Origin of the sequence: Candidatus Leptovillus gracilis, from assembly GCA_016716065.1 — a bacterium.
Lineage (GTDB): Bacteria > Chloroflexota > Anaerolineae > Promineifilales > Promineifilaceae > Leptovillus > Leptovillus gracilis.
In genome coordinates, this window is the sequence record JADJXA010000003.1 from 794,871 (window position 1) to 815,242 (window position 20,372).

Below are 20,372 nucleotides of genomic sequence, written 5' to 3' on the forward strand. Positions count from 1 at the left end.
TAAAACTTTGGTTATTTTATTCTGAAATTGATTATGTAGGTGCATACAAGCCACCAGTCGCCGACCCCCAGACCTACACTTCTTGTTGAACAATTGTGCGAGAGGTATTTGGAGGTGAGCCATGTCAAAATTCGCAAAGATTTTACTACTATTTCTCATGGTAACTATAGGTATATCCGCCCACAAGGTTACCGGTGCCAAAGATTATCTCAATTCCCCATCAAGCCTGCATAATAATACAGTAATCGAGGTTTCTGACCTTGAAGGTGGAGGAGCAAGCATAAATGCTATTGGTTGCTCAAGTTACCCACCCAAACTGTTGCGCATGGGGTAATTGTGCATACGTCAGGTGGTGTTGCCATTACGAAAATTGTCTTCGCCTTATTGTAATCCCAGGCATTGGCGTTATTTGTGCGGAATGGCAAGCTGGATATGATTGTTGGTGTATTCCACCAGATCCTCTTCCAATTTCTATCCCATCCGATTGTCAACAATAAAAGTAAAAGAGAAAGATCTACACCCGTAATACACCGTTAACAAAATAATCTAGACTTCGTCGTGTCATTCCGAGGAGTCTTCGACGAGGAATCTCTGCCGCTTGTAGAGGAGAGAGATTCCTCGCTCCGAAGACTTCGCTCGGAATGACAGACCAAGTGCGAAAGTAAAGAAAACTCGTTTAACAGTGTAGTAACGTTAGAACGAGAAAGAAGAGTACCTGTGAATGCAAGCATTTTCATATCTGTTGGAGGAAAAATGAAAACTCAATCATACCAGTCAAATCTTATATTGATCACTGTGTTCATTTTTATTTCAAGTCTGACATCAGCCTGCCGTTCTCAAGTGAATAAAAGCGACCGGGAAACGGACCCATTGCATGACAACGCGCCACCGCCAACCAACTTAACGGCAGAGAACGGCGCTGCAGAATTCAGCAGCGCCGCATTACCAGCCGATCCTATGCTGGTATGCCAGGATGACGCCGGTATCCAATACTGGCGATTTGACGCCAGTAGACAGGTATGGAGCCAAAAACCATCTGATCTGCTCAACTCGATCACATTTGCCATTCAGGGACTGTACCCTTTGGAAAACGACGATGGCTTTCTCATTTACGGCAACGAAATTGATGACGCCGGACAAGCCCAGTTCCACATCTTCTTATGGCAAGATGGCCAGGAAAGGCTGGTTTTCACCGCCGAAGATCGTTACGTAATGTTGCCACAGCTAACCGTTTTTTCTTCTTCAGGCAACGAGCTTTACGCCCATCAAACGGACGAACCCTACACTTTATTCCAAATTGACACAACCAGATGCCAAACAGGCGCCTGCGACTTCGTCATGGCCGACGAATTTCTGCTTCGCTCGCCTCTGGGCGGTAAAGAGTTGGTTTGGGACTTTGCAGATTGGACAATCCAGATAAAAGACAGGCTGGGAGAAAACGAAGGGAAAGTTGATATAGGCGGGACGCCTTTTTGGCTGAGTGAAAACCGGGTAGGTTATTTACGTCCCACAGATGGGCTGCCTGCTTTAGGCGGGACACACACAGAACTTGTCATTTGGCAGCTTGACGACGCGTCTGAGCCGCGTGTTGTGCTGGATGGGGAAAAAGCGAAAAGCGCTCTTGTTGAGCAAGGGTATGACAGCAATCCAGACGACGTTGTTTTGATCAATGCCAGGGGGAGTGCTTCTCATCCGCAGATTGTTCTGGTGAGCGCCACCGACCCAAGCACGCCGGCGCGCGCCGTTCTTTTTGTGATCAACCTGCAAACGGAGCAGATTAGTTATGTGCCCGGATTAACTTCGGCCTCGTTGCACCAACTGGAAATTTCCCCCGATGGGCACTTTCTCGTTGTAGCGGCTTCTGAGGAAATGCAATTGTACGCTTTGCAGACGGGCGAAACAGTTCGTTATGCCTGGAGCAAACAAACACCTGATTGGGATCAGGCAAGAAGCCACGCTTTTTCTGCTACAGGGGAATGGTTGTTGCTGCCATCTGGGGCTACAGTCTTTGTGGCACAACCGGGAACCGGGATCGTACAAGAGTTTAACCTGGTAGGGCAAACGTGTGCCTTTGCGGTTTGGCTCAACACGCCAGACGACCACCTTCGGTAGTCCGCAGATTTCTATCTCCCCTTCGCCTCGGTCAGAATCGCTTCAGCGCGCCAGGCTGGGGCTTGCAGAATGCCAGATAATTTAGCAGCCGGTGTCTCGCTCAGGGCGGCGATGGTGTGAATGCCAGCTTTTTGCTGTTAGCGACCGAGCTAAATGAAGACCAACGGCCGTATTAAATCAAAGAATAATAGGCAAAAAAACGGGCTGCTCCAGCAGCCCGTTTTCCATCCCTAGACGGCCCAAAATCAGAATATGGCAGAAAATGTGCCACATTAAGCACTTTCCTCATTGATTTTAACCGTGCTTTGTGTTCATCACTCGCCTTTGAACTGAGTCAGACCGGAAATTAAGGCAGATCGAACAAAATTTATTGAAAACCTCCCTAATACTTGGTATTTTGAACTAAATCATGACCTTCAGTGCCGAATTTGGCTCAAAATGTTATTCAATGTGGCATAAAAAAAGCCGTATTCTGATTTTGGGCCAAATTGATAAATACGGCTTAGAAACGTCTTTATTGTTACGTTCTCGAAGTGTAATTCAACTAGATAACAACAATGTCTTATATATCAAAGATTGGCGAAGAAAAGTAATCTAATGCTGTGCATAATCGACTTTTCGTTAACATTATTGAGTACCATTGTCTATAGTGACCCCCATTGTCAGGTTCTCCCGCGATTTGTGTGAAAAGGCGGACAGTAGCTTCTTTAGTCTACCTGAATTGTATAATGTGCTCGACTGATCAACTTGTTGTCAACGGATCAAACCATATTGGATCAAATCTGATCACATAAATTGCGGGAGAGCCACTTTTACGTTGCCAAAAACAAAACACGGCCGTTACTGCCATCAACAGTCACGATCATTCCTTCATGCAACCGGGTCATTGCCTCAGGAACATTTACCACAGCCGGGACACCATACTCACGCGCAACAATGGCGCCATGTGACAACTGCCCCCCATAAACTAAAACTAGCCCAGCAACAAGTGGAAATACAGGTGTCCAACCTGGATCTGTAGCCAGCGTAACCAGAATATCACCACGTTGTAGCCGTGCAGCCTCGTTAGGCTGGTGAACAATTCGCACAGGACCAGTAGCCATACCGCCACTGGCCGGGATGCCTTGAAGACCCTGTTCCGCGGATAATGCGAGGTTAGGTAAAGGTCGGCCCTCGGAATCGAGCGCCTCTGGGATTGGATAGGAGCACCAGAATTCATAAGCCTTCCGTCGTTCCGCTGTACGCTCCAATAAAGATTCAGCCGTAGCTGTCGTGCTTCCCCTCACTGCAATGTCAATTTCGTCATGGGTAAGAAAGAAAATATCCTCGGCGACAGATAGAATTCCCCTTTCATGCCAACGGCGCCCTAACTCCATAAATAGCTGACGGCGAGATAGTTCCAGCTTAGCCATAAAGTGACGGCTGTTGTCACGGCGGCGCACCTGATTTTGCGCCTGTTGCAACACCCGGCGAAACAGAACTCTGCGGATGAGGCCCAGTTGTTTTTCCATGTTTTGCTGAGCAACTTGTGCAGATGAATGTTCCTGTTTGTCTCGTTGCCCAATATCCCCTACATATCCGGCCACTAAGGCAATAACCTGCTCTGGTGCTTCGACCCAACGGGGCAGCAAAATTTCAGGTTCTGCCGGACAACGGTGACCATGATCATGCAAAAATTGCTCAAGCAATGCCCGTACCCCCGTTGCTTCTGGCAAAGTTTGCAGTTTATCCCACGCGGCCTGGGGCGGATTTTCCCGGACAACGTGAACCAGATTGGCATCGTGCAATGCCTGAGCAAGCCGTTGTAGGGCCGGACCCATTTCCGCGGTGTAGACACCGTTCAGGCCGGTAATTAAGGTTTGAGCCAACCGGGCATCATGTCCCCACTTCTTTGTCATCCATTCCAACGGGGCAAATGAAAGGAAAGCTCCCGTACTCACCGTGACATGCCGCTGGTACACCTCGGCGCGGCGCGGCTCCCACACAGTGCGAATAGTAGACCACACTTCTTCTTCACTCATGCCTGACAGGTCGCCCTGTTGGAATTCATCTGTCCAGACATCAATTTGCCGGTACAGTTCAGCCTCATCTCTGGGTAAGAGTGGCTTTGGGGAAGAAGATTGTCGTTGACTTTTCAACCCTTGCCAGATAAGTTGGGGGCCTTTAGTCAGCAACCGCCACGGTCGGAATCCCGCTTTAGGTGGTAAATCAGGACGTCTGCTGCCCCAGGTAGCATCAATAAAGGATGTAGGTAGTCCTAAATCGGCCACAAATTGTCGCATTCCCCCCTCATTGGCATAAATGCGCCCATAGATACGTCGAGCCATCTGCACCTTCTCGCCAGATGCTAACTGCACCTCTGCGGCATTGCCTATCATCTGTAAACTGGAAAGCGTCAAAGGGGTGACTGGATTAGGAAGAACTTCACCAAAGTTTGCCCGTGTCCACAAATCAAAGGGATGAGATATCGCCTCTTCCGGCAACCAACTGTCATCACCGGGTACATTGATTTCATAGGGTGGTAATGGCGTCAGAGGTATACGAGGAGCCTTTGTGGTGATGGCCCTACTTTGTAGAAGAAAGAAGCTGTTATTTTCTACAGCCCATTCAATATCCTGAGCAGTGCCGAACAACTCAGCGACGGCCAATCCGGTAACAACCAATTGCTGGACCTGGGCGTTGGTCAGAACAGGCAGCTCTTTCTGAGTCGTTATTTTTTCAATTTCCTTGCTATGCCGGTTCACAATGTATCGATCCGGTGTGGCCTGCCCACTTACCAAATCCTGGCCCAGACCAGGCACCGCTTCAACGACGACTGTCTTTTGAGTAAGCGTAAGGGGGTCCTGGGTGAAAAGTACACCAGAACAGGTTGCGGCTATCATTGGCTGTATTATGACCGCCATGCTTACCTGATGTGAATCAATACCACGCTGGTTGCGATAAACAACTGCCCGCTCCATCCATAGGCTGGCCCAACATTTTTTCACAGCCTCAAGAACGGCCGTTTCACCCTGAACGTTCAAAAAACTGTCATGCTGTCCCGCAAAGCTGGCTGCCTCCCAATCTTCCGCTGTCGCCGAGGAGCGAACAGCAACCAATTTATTCCCCAAGTTGTGATACGCATTCAAAATCGAATCAGATAGTGTGCCTGGTAAACTGGCAGCCAAAAAGTGTTGCCATATAGTCTCGTCTGAAACAGGCTTGCCTGTCCTGGCCTGAAAAAAAACATCAAGCTTGTTGGCCGTAACAAAAGCCCAGTAAGCTTCTGTGGTAACGACTATACTGGCAGGTACAGCAAAGCCAGCGGTTAACAAACGATTCAGGTTGACTGCTTTTCCACCAATCAAAGTAACTGAGGATAGGCTATGTGCTACCGGTAACGTGACAACGGTCATTCATTTTCTCCTGTGATCTGGGCAGTAGCAGAAGCCTCATTCACCAATGTCTGGATAGCCCACACCGCATGATCGGCTGCTTCTTGCCAGGAAAGGTCTAAATAATCGGTAAATGCACGAATAACAACTGAAGTCGCCAAAACAAGAACAATGTTCCGCAACCGTTTTTGTTCTTCTGTCGGTAAGTCGGCTATGAACGGCGTCAGCATATCTTCTACCATTTGCAGACGTTCCGGCCGTGTGGTACGACGGATGTTGCCCGCCGCTTCGCTCAGAGCTGCCGCCCGCAGCGATTCATCCATCTTGTCCGCATTCGAGTAAAATGCTTTTATCGTTGCCAGATAACTTTCCAAATCGGGCTGTGGTACTAATGTGGGGGCGCCGATTTTCTCGGCCAGATAGGCTGGTAAGGCATTGATTAGGGCTTGTTTGGTCGGAAAGTAGCGATAAATCGTGGGAATGGATATTTCTGACGCCTTGGCGACGGCCGGGATTGAGATATCGGCCAGACCATCGCCCATTACCTTGATCAATCCTTCCAGGATGCGCGTGCGCGTCTGTTGTTTTTGCCGTTTTCGTATCTTACTTTCGTAAGGGCGTGTCGAATCCGTATTCATGATACGAATCATATCATGGATATTTATTGCCTGTCAAACAAGCTGTAGAACAGGGGTGTCCGTCAGATTTTTGCGTAAACGCTAGATGGGTGGTTTTTGAGCAGCTTACGGCCAAAATTAGCCTCTTGAACAGCCAAAACAGCCTGTCAAATAAGCAACCTAGCCTATTTTGTGCATCAAACTGCTTCGCATTTTGCCGTTTGACCTACCTGAAATCAGCATCATCCACTTGAAATGGGTACTTGCAAAAATCTGACGGGCACCCGTAGAACAGCGAGTTAGGGCGGGCTGCTGTCCAGTTATTTTTGCAGGTTGTTGGTCACAGTTCTTCCAAAACGGTGGTCGGCTCTCGTGGTGCAGATTGGGCGAGGTTTTGGAGAGTGGCAAAAGGTTTGGAAAGGAAACGGCCGTTCACTCTTTTATTGTTTTCTCGTGGCGTAGGTTTGGGTGGTCAACGGCCGTCACGCTCAACAAAAGTTGTGGACGGCGAACGCCACAGTCTGATTGAGGTTTTGGGGAATCATGAGATATTGGGTAAGAACAGCCGGTTTGGATAGCAAAAGTGGTGGAAGGGAAACGACCGTTTTCCATTATAATGTTTCGCAGTAGCCAGCGGCGCAGCCAGTCCAGTCAGTCCGCTCCGGCGCAAAGCATTAACAATTTCGCTCAGGCAAGCCGGCAAAGGCGTTGGTCAGGCGTCCCGCCTAACAACGTTTCCAGGCGACGCTGGCGCGATGCCTCGGACAGCTACCGCTCAGGTGAATGGCAAAGGCCCTGGTGACCCGCGCCAGCGCGCCTGAAACTGGCGTTAGGGCAGGTTCATCATTAGCGAAAGCACGTTTGAGAGCATGCTTTTTCCCTCCCTATCAAACCCATGGATGGGTTTGGTATAGATTGATAGTATTAAAGGACGCTTGGTCTTGATAAAGAAAGATTCAAATAAGGTTAGTGAGAACTCTCGCCATCGGCTACGGACTTATGGCTTTATGGCCGTAATGCTGTTAATTGGTATATCTATTGGTTTGCTCCTTTACCCGCTCATAGTGTATCCAGCAATATGGTCTTGGGTGATTCTAGGAATAAGCATTGTTTTGCTAGCTATAACCTCGCTCTCTTTACGCCGTTAAACAAATAGTAACTGGACTCTGGCGATTTTAGGCTAGCGTCACTCAACCGAACCTTTAAAAACCTATATCGTCTTGCCTGCTAACTGTCGCAGTGGCAGGGCTGCACAGCGAATCAGTGACGCACTGATTCTAGCGTACATGTCTTCAAGCTGGGGGAGAAGTCTGGTCGGTTATGCCGGGGCAGGCTGTTCGGCGCCAATGAAACGCGCCAATACCTGCTCGATGTCTCCACAAGTGGCTGCTAATTTACACGCCGCTTCCAATACTTGACGCGCATGGTGCTGTCGGTGATGTCGAATCACATCAGCGACCACCTTAAAACGTTCGTCTGGTTGAGCGTGATTCAAGCGCCATTGCAGATAGGTGTAGGCCAGAAAGATGATGGCAAACCACTTCTCCGTTGCTTCATAAGACTGTACGCGAAAGTCGCCCAAACCCAACAGTTGCTTGACATAGTAGTTATCCACCTCAATCGGCCAACGCTTCTGATAGTAAGTCAGTATTTGCTGCGGCGACAACGACAGGTCGGTACACAGAAAATACTTGGGGCGCTTGTCCCCACGGTGCCTCTTGCTGATGAGGACACAGACCTCAAACGGCACGTTCTTGAGTCTGCCCTTCCGGGCGCGAACGAGGTAGGCCGTTTTCGCTGGTCTGTAGCCGCCGGATTAACCGGTGTGTACGGCTGGTGCTTAAGGCGTTGGTTCCATTCAGGCAGTTTGATACCGTCGAGCGTCCGGTTGGATTTGATGGCACAAATGACATGCCAACCACTTCGACTTCGCTCAGTGCAAGCTCTGACGACGGCAGAATTTTAAGAGGTTGTTGGAAGCGTACCAACTATCGAAAAGAACATAGACGGTAAAACCGGCGGGCAGCAGCTTTTTCAACTCCATCAGAATGGAGCGCACGATGCGATACTTGCTGCGAAAGGCCAGGCGGCGTCCTTTTAACCGTTTCCGATTGAGGCGGCGCACCGTTTTCTCGCGCAGGTAGAGACCCCAACCGAAGACATACGCCTGGTTGCCCAGTTGAATGCGGACTTCAACATGTTGGGTTCCGTTGGTGTAAACCTGCTTTTTTCCCTGACTGCGGGTATGGTCATGATGCCAGTCCACAGCTTCCTGACAGGTGGTGTCTTTGTCTTTGGCCGTCAAGGAATCGTCGATGCTGACAAATATAACTTTCTCACCTGTGACACTGGCTAACTGTATCAGGTCGCCAATCGTGAATTCACGCAGCGCACCACGCAAATCCTGAGCAGACCAGGGGCTGATGCGCAAGCAATCGGCCGCATTCGAGGGATGTCGCCCGTCGACGATTAAGTCGTATAGGGTGGTCAATGTCTTGTGGGGCGACTCGCAGACAATCGCGGCATCGGCAATGGCTAAAACATGACGACACTGTGGTTTTGCGAGAGTCAGTTGTAAAAGGGCAAGAAATTGAATGAGTTTGGTCGAATGTTGTACAATCTGCTTGATCAAGAGGTTGCTCCAGATTTAGATTTTGGTTTGGAACTGTTATCTTAATCTGTCAGCCTCTTGTGATCCACTTTTCGCCAGACTCCAGATAGTAAGGCTAGCACAAACCAACTTCGGCAAAACAGTTTGTCAATGGCAAGGAGTTTTGCGTTATAAGGGCAGGTTGGTTGACCAAGGATAAGCAAGAGAATAGAAAGAGTTTTAGGCGAAAAACGAGCGTCTCGCTCAGCAAAAGTTGAAGGCGTGAAACGATGTCGGCTGGTTGAGGTTGTGGGGAATCATGAGATGTTGGGTAAGAACGGCCGTCGGCAGTGGCATAAGAATATGGAAGTGAAACGGCCGTTTGCCAGCAAACTTTCAGGCAGCAGCCACCGCCCTACCCGGTCAAATCAGGCGGCTTCGGCATAAGTTTTAACAAATTTACTCTGGAAAAAAGGCCAGCGTCAGGCGGGCAACCCGCCTAACATTGGTTCCAGGCGACGCTGGCGCGAGTCCTCGGAGGGCTTGCGCTCTAGCTGCGGTTGAGGTATTGGCGTACCGTCGGGATACGTGTAAATAATACCCACTTTGGCCTACTTTTTGCTCATTTTTGAGACCAAAATGGCGTCTAAACGATCGTAGCAGATATAAAAGCGATCAAAATAGGCCAAATATTTCTGCTAATACAGGTTACAAGAGTCAAAATTCATCCCTGCTAATGTTTTTGAGGCCGTTTCTGTGCGGATTTGTCCAAAAATCTTAGCGAAAGCGGGTCTTTTTTACACGTATCCCGACGGTACGCCATACTCAGCCTGTCGCCCACCATAGATCAGTTCCAATCCGATCAGAGCGCAAAATCCATGTACATTTGAGGAGTGATAAGTCCATGACCTTAGCCATTTTGCTACTTTTGATAATCCTGGCAGTCGCGCTCTTGTTTTTTTCATTTGAGTGGGTTCCGCCCGATGTGACCGCGCTGGGGGTACTGCTGTCCCTGATTCTGTTGGGGCTGGTGCCGATGGAGCAGGCGTTCGCCGGCTTTGGCAGCGATACCGTCATGCTGCTGCTGGGCATCCTGATTATGACCGCTGCCCTGATGCGCACCGGCGTGGTAGAAGTGGTGAGCCGAAAACTACTCCAATTCACCGGCAAACGCCCTGCCAGCTTGCTGCCGGCAACGATGCTGGCAGTAGGAGGATTAAGCGCCTTCATCAATAACACCGCTGCGGCGGCTTTCTTCCTGCCGGTAATCTTGGGACTGAGTCAACGCGCCAAAATAAGCGCCTCGCGCCTGCTGATGCCGATGGCCTTTGCCGCCATTCTAGCCAGTTCGATAACGCTGATCAGCACTTCAACCAATGTCGTCGTGAGCGGTTTAATGACACAATCTGGTCTGGCGCCCATTGGCATGTTTGAACTGGCCCCAGTTGGTATACCCGTGTTTCTCACAGGCGTGTTGTACATGCTGTTCATCGGACAGCGCCTGATTCCCGAACACCCCGCGCCGGAAACATTGACCGAGAGCTTCGACCTGCGCCCCTACCTGGCCGAACTGCGGATTTTGCCCGGCTCACCGTTGGATGGCAGTACATTGGCGCAGTCCGCCCTGGGACGCAATTTTGACCTGACGGTTCTGGCGATTATCCGCGAAGGCCAACGCCAACTGGATCCGCCGGCTGAGGCCGTCCTGCGGGCCGGTGATGCGCTGCTGGTGGAAGGCGCTTCAGACGCCATCTTAAAAATCAAAGATACTGCCGGGATTGACATCCAGGCCGATGCTAAATTTTCAGATGTGGATTTGCAGGGGGATGGACTGCGCCTGGCCGAGGTGGTTTTACTGCCGCCCTCCCCGTTCATTGGACGCAAGCCCAAGGGTTTACAGATACGAGAACGGTACCATGTTCAAATTTTGGCTATCAACCGGCGTACAGGGGTCGTTCATACCAAGATTGCTGACACCCGCCTACAAATGGGAGATGTCCTGCTGGTGCAGGGCAATCCAAAACAGATTGCAGGGCTGCAAGCTGAAAACACGTTCAGCGTGCTGGGCATGGTGGATGCGCAACGTTTCGACCGCCGCCGGGCCTGGACAGTGATAGCAATTTTCGGAGGAGCGCTGCTGCTGGGATCTTTGAAAATTGTCGCGCTGCCGGTGGCGATGCTGCTGGGAGCGCTGTTGGTATTTGTGACACGCTGTATTACGCCCGACGACGCCTATCGTCAAGTGGAATGGAAGGTACTCATTCTCATTGGCAGTATGCTGTCTTTGGGTGTTGCCATGCAGACCACCGGCACGGCGGAGTTCCTCGCCAACCGCCTGACAGCGCTGGTGGGAACATGGAATCCACTGTGGCTGCTGACCGGATTCTTTGCGCTGACCGTACTTCTGACTCAACCCATGTCAAATCAGGCCGCAGCCGCGGTGGTAATCCCGGTGGCGCTGCAAACGGCGGTGCAGTTGGGCCTGAATCCACGCACATTTGCTATGATGATTGCGATTGCCGCTAGCACCTCCTACCTGACGCCGCTGGAGCCAGCCTGTCTGATGGTGTATGGGCCGGGGCGCTACCGCTTCATGGATTTTTTGCGGGTCGGCGGGCTACTGACAGTGGTCGTGTACCTGCTGGCTATTGTCATGACGCCTCTGTTGTGGCCGCTAAAATGATCACGCCATTGCCCACATCCATGCCCACGCCAGTCCCCTCCATCAGCTTCTAGGCCGATCAGACGACAATTGAACAGGGTCAGTGTACCACCCTGCGTTGGGATGTACGCAACATTCAAGCCGTTTGAGGGTGCTATGTATATTTGAACCAAAGTAACTATACAGGTCTAAAACCTGTGGTATAAATGATAAGCATGGACGAAGTGCAACAACTGCGAGCAGAAAACAAGCAACTTAAGCGAGAAGTCCAAGAACTCCGCGAAAAGTTGACCGTTGCTGAGACTCAAATCAAGCATTTAGTCGAGTTGCTTGGTCAAAATAGCCACAACTCCAGTTGGCCGTCCAGCCGCGATAAAGGCCGACAGAAGCCTAAGCCCAAAAGTCTACGGCCACAAACAGAGCGCAAAGCTGGTGGTCAGGAAGGACATGAAGGGCATACGCTTGAGTTCAATCCCAAACCAGATTTCATTGAACCGCATCGTCCAGCCCGCTGTGACCATTGCCAAGCCCCATTGTCCGAAGAAATTGTAGCCAGTAAAGTTGCTAAACGACAGGTCTTTGAATTACCGCCATTGCGTTATGTGACCATCGAACACCAAGCCGAAACCATCATCTGTCCCTGTTGTGGTGAAGCAACAACCGGTGAATTTCCAGCGGATGTGACCAACCCGGTGCAATATGGTTCGCAAGTCAAGCGGTTGTCAGTTTATCTGCGCAATGAGCAGTTCATTCCGTATGAACGAGAGCGACAGATGTTGGCCGACCTGTTTGAATTACCCATTTCCACTGGTTCATTGCAAAACTTTTTAGAGACGGCCGCAGAAAATGTGAAGCCAGCCACACAAGCCATTAAAGAAGCCGTCAAAAAGGCCGAAGTCGGTCATGCTGATGAGACAGGCTTCTATATCAGTGGAAAAAGAGCTTGGCTCCATACCGTCAGCACCCCAGAATTGACTTATTATGAACCGCATCAAAGTCGGGGCAAAAAAGGCGACTGACGCCATTGGCATTCTGCCTGAATTCACCGGCGCCCTTGTTCACGATAACTGGGCGACCTATTTCAAGTATCAATTGTTGCTTCATGCCTTGTGCAATGCCCATCATTTGCGCGAGTTGACGGCTCTGGTTGAGAACGATCAACAGCAATGGGCAGCACTGATGATTGTCTATTTGTTATCGGCCAAACAATTGGTTGCCGAAGCTTATCAGGCAGGGGAAACCGAATTGTCAATCGAGCAGTTGCAACGAATCCACCAAATGTATGACACCATTGTTGCCTTCGGTTTAGAGGAAAACCTGTTACCTGATGAACATCCGCCCCTTGTCAAACGAGGGCGGCGCAAAAAAACAAAGGCGCGTAATCTGGTAGAACGATTTGACAAGCAGCAGGAGGCTATCTTGCGTTTTGTCCATGATTTTAAGGTGCCGTTTGATAACAACTTGGCTGAACGAGACATCAGAATGATGAAGGTTCAGCAGAAAATCTCAGGCTCTTTTTCGCAGTTGGGAAGGCGCTGAACAATTCTGTTCGCTGCGCACCTATATTTCCACGATTCGTAAACAGGGTCTCAATGTGTGGGAAGCATTAGGGTCTCTGTTTGACGATAATGTTCTTATGCCTCAACTCACACCTGGATAGTTACCCAGTTTCTTGTAAATGCGACCCGAGAAGGTGGTCATTTGTTCACCCAAGACTTGCAAGTGAGCCATACCCTTTTCAGCATCGACCAATTGACCTGTTTCCAGATCGATGAGCGCGAAGTAGGCATCCACTTTACGGGCAATTTGGGCAAAAGCATCCAGCTTCTTTATTTTCTTGTCGGCCTCAGCCACCAATGCCTCCCATTTAGCAAGATGCTGCTGCAGGCGCTTGCTTGTTTGCGATTTGTCAAAGAGCGCTTCTCGTTCTGCCACTTTGATCAGGGCGGCGTAGGCTTGCTCTTCCAAGCGGGTTGCTTGACCCCACATGGGACGCAGCAAGTGGTCCCAATCCAATTGATGGTGCCGGCATCGGAAGCAAACTGCCTGGTTTCGGGTACGTCCAGCAAGCACAGCCCCAAGTGTCGCCATCTCGTTCGTCCTGACGGGTCAAGGCATAGATGTAGAGCGAATCATTCCCCACCACCAACAGATTGGGCAACCCATTGGCGAATATCTCATCACCAGCCAACGTCTCGTTGCTCGCTGGTTCAAGCCGCTGGTTCACCTGTTGAGCGACATCTTCCAGGTCAGCCAACTCGCTATTGATCCAGCCCAACGAGACGCTTGTATCCAACATTTCGGACAAACAGGTTTTCACGCCACGTTGGCTGACTCCCTGTTCACTCAAAGTCAGCACACTCCGTTGCAGACGATTCTTCGTCACTACTACATCTCTCTGCTGGGGTTGCGGGCCATGCTGTCCAGGGATCATGGCGCGAATCAAGGCATCTCTGCCTGTGGTGGTCATGTCATACAGTGTCTGTCGCGACAGTTGATACGTTTCAGCCAATTGCTTTACTCTTCCCCAAGGTCGGTTCGGCGACATCATCTCTATCACAATTTGCGCTCTTTCTGCGGGCACTATATCATCTCGGCTTTCAGCCACGGGTTTCCTCCTTTTGCATAAGCGGCTCTAGTAAAACCAATTATGCACTGGAAACTCGTGGTTTTCTTTTATCATTTTGTCAAGCTAACTTGAACCATGCCCAGTTTTCAGTATGCGTTTTCCAGAGGTAATGGCGGCTGAACACGGAACACGGCTTCCAATTGGAATGTTCGACAGGCTATTGACAAAATGCACAGGTTTTGTTAAGATAAAGGCATGAATACAAAACAAATCAATGCAAAATCTTTGCAAATAGCCAACATCATCGCCGTTGTGGCGGTGATTGTGATGAATATCTTATCCAGTGCCCTGCCGTTAAACGGCCGTTCCGTCGAATCCATCTCCGACGCGCTGCCCTCGTATTTCACCCCGGCCGGTTATACCTTCGCCATCTGGGGGCTGATTTATTCGGCGCTGTTGGGTTTTGGTGTGTATCAGGCGCTGCCGGCGCAGCGGACACGGCCGTTTCTGGCAAAAATCGGTGGGCTGTTTGTCCTGAGTACCGTGTTTAACATCGGCTGGTTGTTTGCCTGGCATTATGGCGTCTACCTGCTGTCGGTGGCATTCATGGTCGCTCTGCTGGTGACGCTCATCGCCATTTATTTGCGGCTGGACATTGGCCGCCGCAGTTCAGCGCTGACCACAGCCGACAAGCTGTTTTACCAGGCGCCCTTCAGCCTCTACCTGGGTTGGATTACCGTGGCGACCATCGCCAACGTTGCCAGCGTCGCCAATTACTTTGGTTGGAACGGCTTTGGCATTGCCCAACCGATCTGGTCGGCCATCATGATGGCGGTAGCGGTGGTGGTTGCCGGGGTACTGTTGATTAACCGCCGTAATCTGGCCTATGCCGGGGTGCTGGTGTGGGCGCTGTTTGGCATTCGGGCGGCTTACCCGGATGTGGCGGTGGTGGCGAATACGGCCGTACTCTCTGCCGCTCTGGTTGTGGTTTTGGCTTTGCTGGGCTATTGGCGGACGAGACGGATGCAGGTGACGGCCGTTCCCCAACCCCGCGCCGCCTGATTGTTCCGCAGCACTCCTGGCAGGCTGTCGGAAAAGTAGAAAGGGATGGATACACGGATGACACGGATTTACACCGGTTTTCTGGTGAGTTATCCGTAAAAATCCGTCGAATCCGTTCAATCCGTGTACCTATCCTGAGTTCTCCGACAGGCTGTTGAATAGGCTCCAGACCTGACAGGTTGCCGCAATCTGTCAGGTCTTTCTGTTATAATGGGCGATGATGATTGGAATGATGGGTGGTCGGAGCCGAACCCACCTTTTGCCCATCTGCAAGCCTGTTAAGGAGGTATGTGATGCACCCTAAATCATTGCTGCGTATTGGCTTACTTGTTCTCCTGCTGGTCCTGGTTGCGTGCGGCGGCAAAGAAGCCGCGCCCACGGCCGTGCCTGAATCCCCAACGGCCGTTTCTGAGATTGCCCCTACACCGCCACCGGTGACGCCCACCATCGTCATCCCGGCGGCCACAGACACGGCCGTGCCGCCCACCGATGAGCCACCGCCAACGGCCGTGCCCGTCCCCGAAGTGGCTGCCAGTGATATGCCCCGCTTTGCTCAGTTTAAGGAAACGGCCGTTACCGCCGCCCCGGCCATCTTCCACGACCTCATTGCCCCTGACCTGAGCAACGTCCTGGTCCCCTTTGCCCTTTCGCCTGACCAACTGGCGCGGCTGGCGCAAAGCGGCGTGGTTGTCAGCCCTGGTGTGGAAAAAGAGTTTTTTAGCGTGTATGAACAGGCGCGCTACGCCAACGTGCCCATCTTTGTTACCAGCGATTCGCTGCTGCACAGCTATCACCTTATTTTCGACAAAGTGCTGCGCACCGCCGAACGAGAGTTTTTTGCGCCCCTGCTGCGCGACCTGAACGCCGCTATCCTGGCGGAAACTGACGCCCAATACCAGGAACTCAAAGGGAGCGAATGGGAAGACGCGGCGCTGCGTTCCGTCGCCTTCGTCGGCGCTGCCAGCAAGCTGCTGGAGCCAACGGTGCAAATTCCCGTCTACGCCCAAGAGCTGGCCGAGGCCGAAATCGCCCTCATCGAAGACGCTGGTGGCATTTTGCCCTCGCCGCTTTTCCCTGGCCTGGAGTTCGGCGAAGATTACACCCAATACATCCCGCGCGGCCATTACACCCTCAGCGAAGAGCTGATGGCCTACTTTAAAAGCATGATGTGGTACGGCCGTATGACCTTCCGCCTCAAATCCAACGACCTGGCCGTGGGCCGCGCTGAAACCCGCTCCGCCCTGCTGCTGGTAAACGCCCTGCAAAACGCGACGGTGAACGGCCGTCCTGCCCTGGACGTGTGGCGCGATGTGTATGATCCCACCGCCTTCCTGGTGGGGCGCAGCGACGATCTGACGGCGTTCCAGTACATAGATGTGATGACGGCCGTTTACGGCGACAATCCCAATCTGACCACCCTGAGCGACGAGAACCGCCTGACCGCCTTCATCGAAGCGGCCAATCTGCTGCCGCCGCCGCGCATTTTGGGCCTGGTCATCAGCGAAACGGACGACGTGGAGGAAGTGACCAAAGGCTTCCGCTTCATGGGGCAGCGCTTCGTGCCCGACGCCTACATCTTCCGCGAACTCATCTGGCGCAATGTCGGCACGACCGACGAGCCGCGCCAACTGCCCAACGGCCTGGACGTGATGGCCGCCATGGGCTCCGACCGCGCCTATACCATCCTCGAATCGTTGGGCGAGACCAACTATGTCGGCTACCCGGCGCAGATGGACAAGATGCGCGCCTGGACCGGCAGCCTGACGGCCGATGAATGGACCGAAACGCTCTACAACGGCTGGCTTTTTACCTTGCAGCCGCTTCTGGACGCACCCACCACCGGCTACCCCCAATTCATGCTCTCCGACGCCTGGCTGGACAAGCAGCTTTCCACCAGTCTGGGCAGTTGGGCCGAACTGAAGCACGATACCATCCTTTACGCTAAACAAGCCTACGCCGAATTGGGCGGCGGCGGCTTGAATCCCCCCTCGCCAAAGGAAGCCGTGGGTTATGTGGAACCGGTCCCTGCTTTCTACGCCCGCCTCTCCGCTCTGGCGACCATGACCCTGGACGGCATGGATGAACGGGGCCTGCTGACGGAGAAGGACGCCGACAGCCTGAACCGCCTCATCCGTCTGGCCGACGCCTTCCAGATGATGGCCGAAAAAGAGCTGCGCGGCGAACCGCTGAGCCAAGACGAAGCCTACCTGATCCGCTACGTTGGCGGCGAATTGGAGCATCTGGTGATGGCCTCGGCCGATGTGCCGGAAGATGACCCCTTCGCCCAGCCCTACATGGATGAAGAACCGCAAGCGGCCGTCATCGCCGACGTGGCCACTGCGCCTGATTACGTGCGCGACGGTGTGCCTGACCCGACGGTGTTGGAAGTGGGCGTGGGGCGGGTGGATGAGTTGTATGCCGTCGTGCCGTTTGTGGCCGAGGATGGAACCATCACCCTACAAGTGGCCAAGGGCGGCGTGTTCTCCTACTACGAATTCCCCTGGCCGGCCGCCGACCGCCTGACGGATGAAAAGTGGCGCGAGATGTTGGATGCGGGGGAGGGGGTGGCACGGCCGTCGTGGATCACCACCTTCTTCTCCGCCGAAACCGAATTCGCTTTTGCCCAGCAAGCCATTTACGCCTTCCAGACCAATCTGCCCTGGCTTTTCTGGGAGCCGGCCGAGTATATGGAGGGAAGACCCTGGCTGCCCGCGCCCTTGCCCGCTTTCCAGGCCGAATTGGATGCTCTGATTGCCGCCGGGCAGTATGTGGGGCGGCAGTGGATCAGCGCCAGCTACCGTTCGTTTGACTTGCAGGGGCCGGATACAGCCGTTGTGACTGTACGCGAAACCTGGGGCGACACGCTCTACGAAGCGCCCAACGGCTACCCCGACTATGACGACCCGGTGCTGGGCCACCGCGGCCCATACACGCTGGACGCCACCTACACCTTGCAGCGCGTGGATGGCGTCTGGCAGGTGACCAATCTGGTCTACGCCAACCAACCGCCGAACTGGCAGACACCGTAAAACCGGATTCAACCAGGTGCGACATACTTTCGGCCGTGTGTCGTACCTGGTAACGATTGTTTGTGTTGTTTTTTGGCATGGGTCATTTAAGGCAAAATGGCTCTTCAGGATTTTAGGGGGTTGAAACCAGATGCAGGGGCGACCTTTGTGGTCGCCCTCTGGCAGCCGGGCGGGCACAAGGCCTGCCCTTACACAAAATCAGTAGATCGAAACGGAGCGCGGGCATCTTGCCCGCACTGGCAGGCGAGACGCCTGCGCTCCAAAATCATTATCTGAATCTCTATCGTTGGCAATTGGTTCGTCAGAATGAAGAGTCCACGCCCGTTAACGGCCGTCTCCCTCCTCCTCCTCCTCCTCCTCTTTCTCCTGTTCACCCTGCTGGTTCTGTGGTCTGGCCAGCCGGCCGTTGCTCCAGACCTTTCACCCTATCCCTGGCTCTATCTACGCGACGGCCGTCCTATTTCCGCCGACGAATCCCTTGCCAGCCTCATCGCCGTGGGTGATGTGCTGCTGGGGCGCGGCGTCGCCGACCAGCCCGACCCGTTGGGCGACGTGGCCGCCTGGCTGTCGGCTGCCGACGTGACGCTGGGCAATCTGGAAGGGGTGATAACAATTCACAGTGAACCGCTGACAGCGAGTGGACAACGGAACACGGAATACGGCTCACGGATGACGCTGCTTATGCCGCCGACGGCCGTTTTCCAACTGCGCGGCGCCGGGTTCGATTTGCTGGGGCTGGCGAACAATCACAGCCTGGATGGGGGTGGCGAAGGGCTGCAAACAACCGCCGCGCGCCTGCGCCAGGCCGGCATCGTCCCCATCGGCCACCCCCAAAATACCAACAGCGCCGCAAACTTTCGCATAGCCAATAATATCCACTTAGCCTTCCTCGCCCTCAACACCATCCCCGACCCCGACTTCGCCTCTCCTTGTCTCCCCTTCTCCTTGTCAGCCTGCCTTCCCCTGTGGCAAGACGCCATCGCCGCCGCCAAAACCGAGGCCGACGCGGTGATCGTCTCCATCCATTGGGGGCTGGAATATGAGATACGGCCGTCGCCCACGCAAGAGCAAATCGCCCAGGCGCTGCTGGACGCGGGGGCTGATCTGATTGTCGGCCATCATCCGCATGTGGCGCAGCCGGTGGCGGTGGTTGGCGCTGGGGTGGTGGCCTACAGCCTGGGCAATTTTGTGTTTGACCAGGAGATGGGGGAAACGCGGCATGGGTTGGCCTTGCACGCCTTTTTCGACGCCGATGGGCTGCGGGCGGTGCAGGCGCTGCCCATCCGGGCCGGATTACGGCCGCGTTTGTTAACGCTGGACGAGGCCGCGCCGCTTCTGGCGCGTATTTTGCCGCCGCCGCCGCGCATTGGTTTTGTTTGCCGCGAGGTGGATTGCCAGCCAACGGATGCGCCAGCAACGGGGCAATCGGGCCAGTTCTTCAGCGGGCAGATTGATCTGACGGGTGATGGCCGGCCGGAAATAGTGCGCCGCGAAGGGGAGCAGGTGGTCGTTTATCAGGCTGGCACGGCCGTCTGGCGCAGCCCGGCCGATTGGCGGGTGGTGGATGTGGCTCTGGGCGACCCGAATGATGACGGCCGTTACGAGATTATGCTGGCTATCTGGCGGGCGGATGGCGCGGGCTACCAGCGCAGCCAGCCCTACATCGTCGGCTATCGCGGCGGCGTGTATGACCTGCTGTGGGGCGGCCGGCCGGTGGTGGACCCCATCCGCCAACTGGCGTTGGGCGATGTGGACGGCGACGGCATTGAAGAGCTGGTGGTGTTGGTGGATGGGCCGGATGGAACGGCCGTTGCCGTGTGGCAGTGGCAGGGTTGGACCTTTAGCTTGCAGTGGCGCAGCGAACCGGGGAGATATGCAGATTTGGCGTTGGTGGCCGGGGAGGGGGGACGGCCGTTGATCACTGTTACCCAAACTGCCAGCGTCCGGAATTAGCCCGATGAATTGCGTGCGTCCGCAAGGAAATTTGGCATAATACGCGCCATGAATAAGATTTTCGTACCACAATAGCGCAGTATAGGCTGGGTCGGTGCGGCAAACTTGTGAGGTGAAAAAGATGATGATGACGACGTTATCTGCCAGATGTCCGGCTTGCCAGACGATGATTCGCTTTGAAGTAAGTCCTGAGCTTGGCTCTTTTCTTGTTTGCGAAGAGTGCGAAGCGGAGTTGGAGGTTATTCAGTTGAGACCGCTGAAATTGAGCTGGGTGGATGAGGATGAGTTCGATGATTTGGCGGACTATGGATTTGACGATGAAGATTTGGCCGATTTTGAAGACGACCTTGAGGACGATGACGACGATTATTAGACAATAGTCCCGCCAATTTGACCGGATAGAC

The 20,372-nt window shown here is 53.2% G+C and carries 16 protein-coding genes; 10 read left to right on the top strand and 6 right to left on the bottom strand.

Annotated elements, in window-relative coordinates; genetic code table 11:
* Nucleotides 1-121: 121 nt before the first annotated feature.
* Nucleotides 122-334, top strand: coding sequence for a hypothetical protein (locus tag IPM39_12360; protein ID MBK8986846.1), 213 nt, complete (start codon nt 122-124; stop codon nt 332-334).
* Nucleotides 335-717: 383 nt separating this feature from the next.
* Nucleotides 718-2,112, top strand: coding sequence for a hypothetical protein (locus IPM39_12365; GenBank protein ID MBK8986847.1), 1,395 nt, complete (start codon nt 718-720; stop codon nt 2,110-2,112).
* An 812-nt stretch (nt 2,113-2,924) separates the two neighbouring features.
* Here the strand turns inward: IPM39_12365 and IPM39_12370 are convergent.
* The 4 genes from IPM39_12370 to IPM39_12385 form a co-directional block, all read right to left on the bottom strand.
* Nucleotides 2,925-5,507, bottom strand: coding sequence for a hypothetical protein (locus tag IPM39_12370; protein MBK8986848.1), 2,583 nt, complete (start codon nt 5,505-5,507; stop codon nt 2,925-2,927).
* Nucleotides 5,504-6,124 (bottom strand): TetR/AcrR family transcriptional regulator, encoded by a 621-nt coding sequence (locus tag IPM39_12375; protein MBK8986849.1) that lies wholly within the window; start codon nt 6,122-6,124, stop codon nt 5,504-5,506. Before IPM39_12375 ends, IPM39_12370 begins: the two co-directional genes overlap by 4 nt.
* A 1,297-nt stretch (nt 6,125-7,421) precedes the next feature.
* Nucleotides 7,422-7,853 carry a transposase gene (locus IPM39_12380; protein MBK8986850.1) on the bottom strand — a complete coding sequence of 144 codons (432 nt, stop codon included), beginning with the start codon at nt 7,851-7,853 and terminating at the stop codon, nt 7,422-7,424.
* 183 nt (nt 7,854-8,036) lie between these two features.
* Nucleotides 8,037-8,735 carry a transposase gene (locus IPM39_12385; GenBank protein ID MBK8986851.1) on the bottom strand — a complete coding sequence of 233 codons (699 nt, stop codon included), beginning with the start codon at nt 8,733-8,735 and terminating at the stop codon, nt 8,037-8,039.
* A 240-nt stretch (nt 8,736-8,975) separates the two neighbouring features.
* Here IPM39_12385 and IPM39_12390 point away from each other — a divergent pair, with 240 nt between their 5' ends.
* The 4 genes from IPM39_12390 (at nt 8,976) to IPM39_12405 (ending at nt 12,894) form a co-directional block, all read left to right on the top strand.
* On the top strand, nt 8,976-9,140 hold the full coding sequence (locus IPM39_12390; GenBank protein ID MBK8986852.1) for a hypothetical protein: 165 nt from the start codon (nt 8,976-8,978) through the stop codon (nt 9,138-9,140).
* A 457-nt stretch (nt 9,141-9,597) separates the two neighbouring features.
* Complete coding sequence (locus IPM39_12395; protein ID MBK8986853.1) at nt 9,598-11,376, top strand: SLC13 family permease; 1,779 nt, start codon at nt 9,598-9,600, stop codon at nt 11,374-11,376.
* Nucleotides 11,377-11,570: 194 nt separating this feature from the next.
* The gene (locus tag IPM39_12400; GenBank protein MBK8986854.1) at nt 11,571-12,374 is read left to right on the top strand and encodes a transposase; all 804 of its coding nucleotides are present in this window, start codon (nt 11,571-11,573) and stop codon (nt 12,372-12,374) included.
* The gene (locus tag IPM39_12405) at nt 12,337-12,894 is read left to right on the top strand and encodes a transposase (protein MBK8986855.1); all 558 of its coding nucleotides are present in this window, start codon (nt 12,337-12,339) and stop codon (nt 12,892-12,894) included. Before IPM39_12400 ends, IPM39_12405 begins: the two co-directional genes overlap by 38 nt.
* A 102-nt stretch (nt 12,895-12,996) precedes the next feature.
* Here the strand turns inward: IPM39_12405 and IPM39_12410 are convergent, their stop codons facing one another.
* Both IPM39_12410 and IPM39_12415 read right to left on the bottom strand, forming a co-directional pair.
* Nucleotides 12,997-13,323, bottom strand: coding sequence for a hypothetical protein (locus tag IPM39_12410; protein MBK8986856.1), 327 nt, complete (start codon nt 13,321-13,323; stop codon nt 12,997-12,999).
* Nucleotides 13,265-13,963, bottom strand: a complete 699-nt coding sequence (locus IPM39_12415) for a hypothetical protein (GenBank protein MBK8986857.1) — start codon at nt 13,961-13,963, stop codon at nt 13,265-13,267. The genes IPM39_12410 and IPM39_12415 overlap by 59 nt, the downstream gene beginning before the upstream one ends.
* Nucleotides 13,964-14,179: 216 nt before the next feature.
* On the opposite strand from IPM39_12415, the gene IPM39_12420 reads away from it, so the two are divergent.
* The 4 genes from IPM39_12420 to IPM39_12435 all read left to right on the top strand — a co-directional run bounded on the left by IPM39_12420 (nt 14,180) and on the right by IPM39_12435 (nt 20,341).
* Complete coding sequence (locus IPM39_12420) at nt 14,180-14,986, top strand: tryptophan-rich sensory protein (GenBank protein ID MBK8986858.1); 807 nt, start codon at nt 14,180-14,182, stop codon at nt 14,984-14,986.
* 293 nt (nt 14,987-15,279) lie between these two features.
* A complete protein-coding gene (locus tag IPM39_12425) occupies nt 15,280-18,015 on the top strand; it encodes a DUF3160 domain-containing protein (GenBank protein ID MBK8986859.1) in 2,736 nt (911 codons plus the stop codon).
* Nucleotides 18,016-18,321: 306 nt separating this feature from the next.
* Nucleotides 18,322-19,968: a CapA family protein gene (locus IPM39_12430; protein ID MBK8986860.1), complete on the top strand. Its 1,647-nt coding sequence runs from the start codon at nt 18,322-18,324 to the stop codon at nt 19,966-19,968.
* Nucleotides 19,969-20,089: 121 nt separating this feature from the next.
* Nucleotides 20,090-20,341: a hypothetical protein gene (locus IPM39_12435; protein MBK8986861.1), complete on the top strand. Its 252-nt coding sequence runs from the start codon at nt 20,090-20,092 to the stop codon at nt 20,339-20,341.
* The last annotated feature ends 31 nt before the right edge of the window (nt 20,342-20,372 follow it).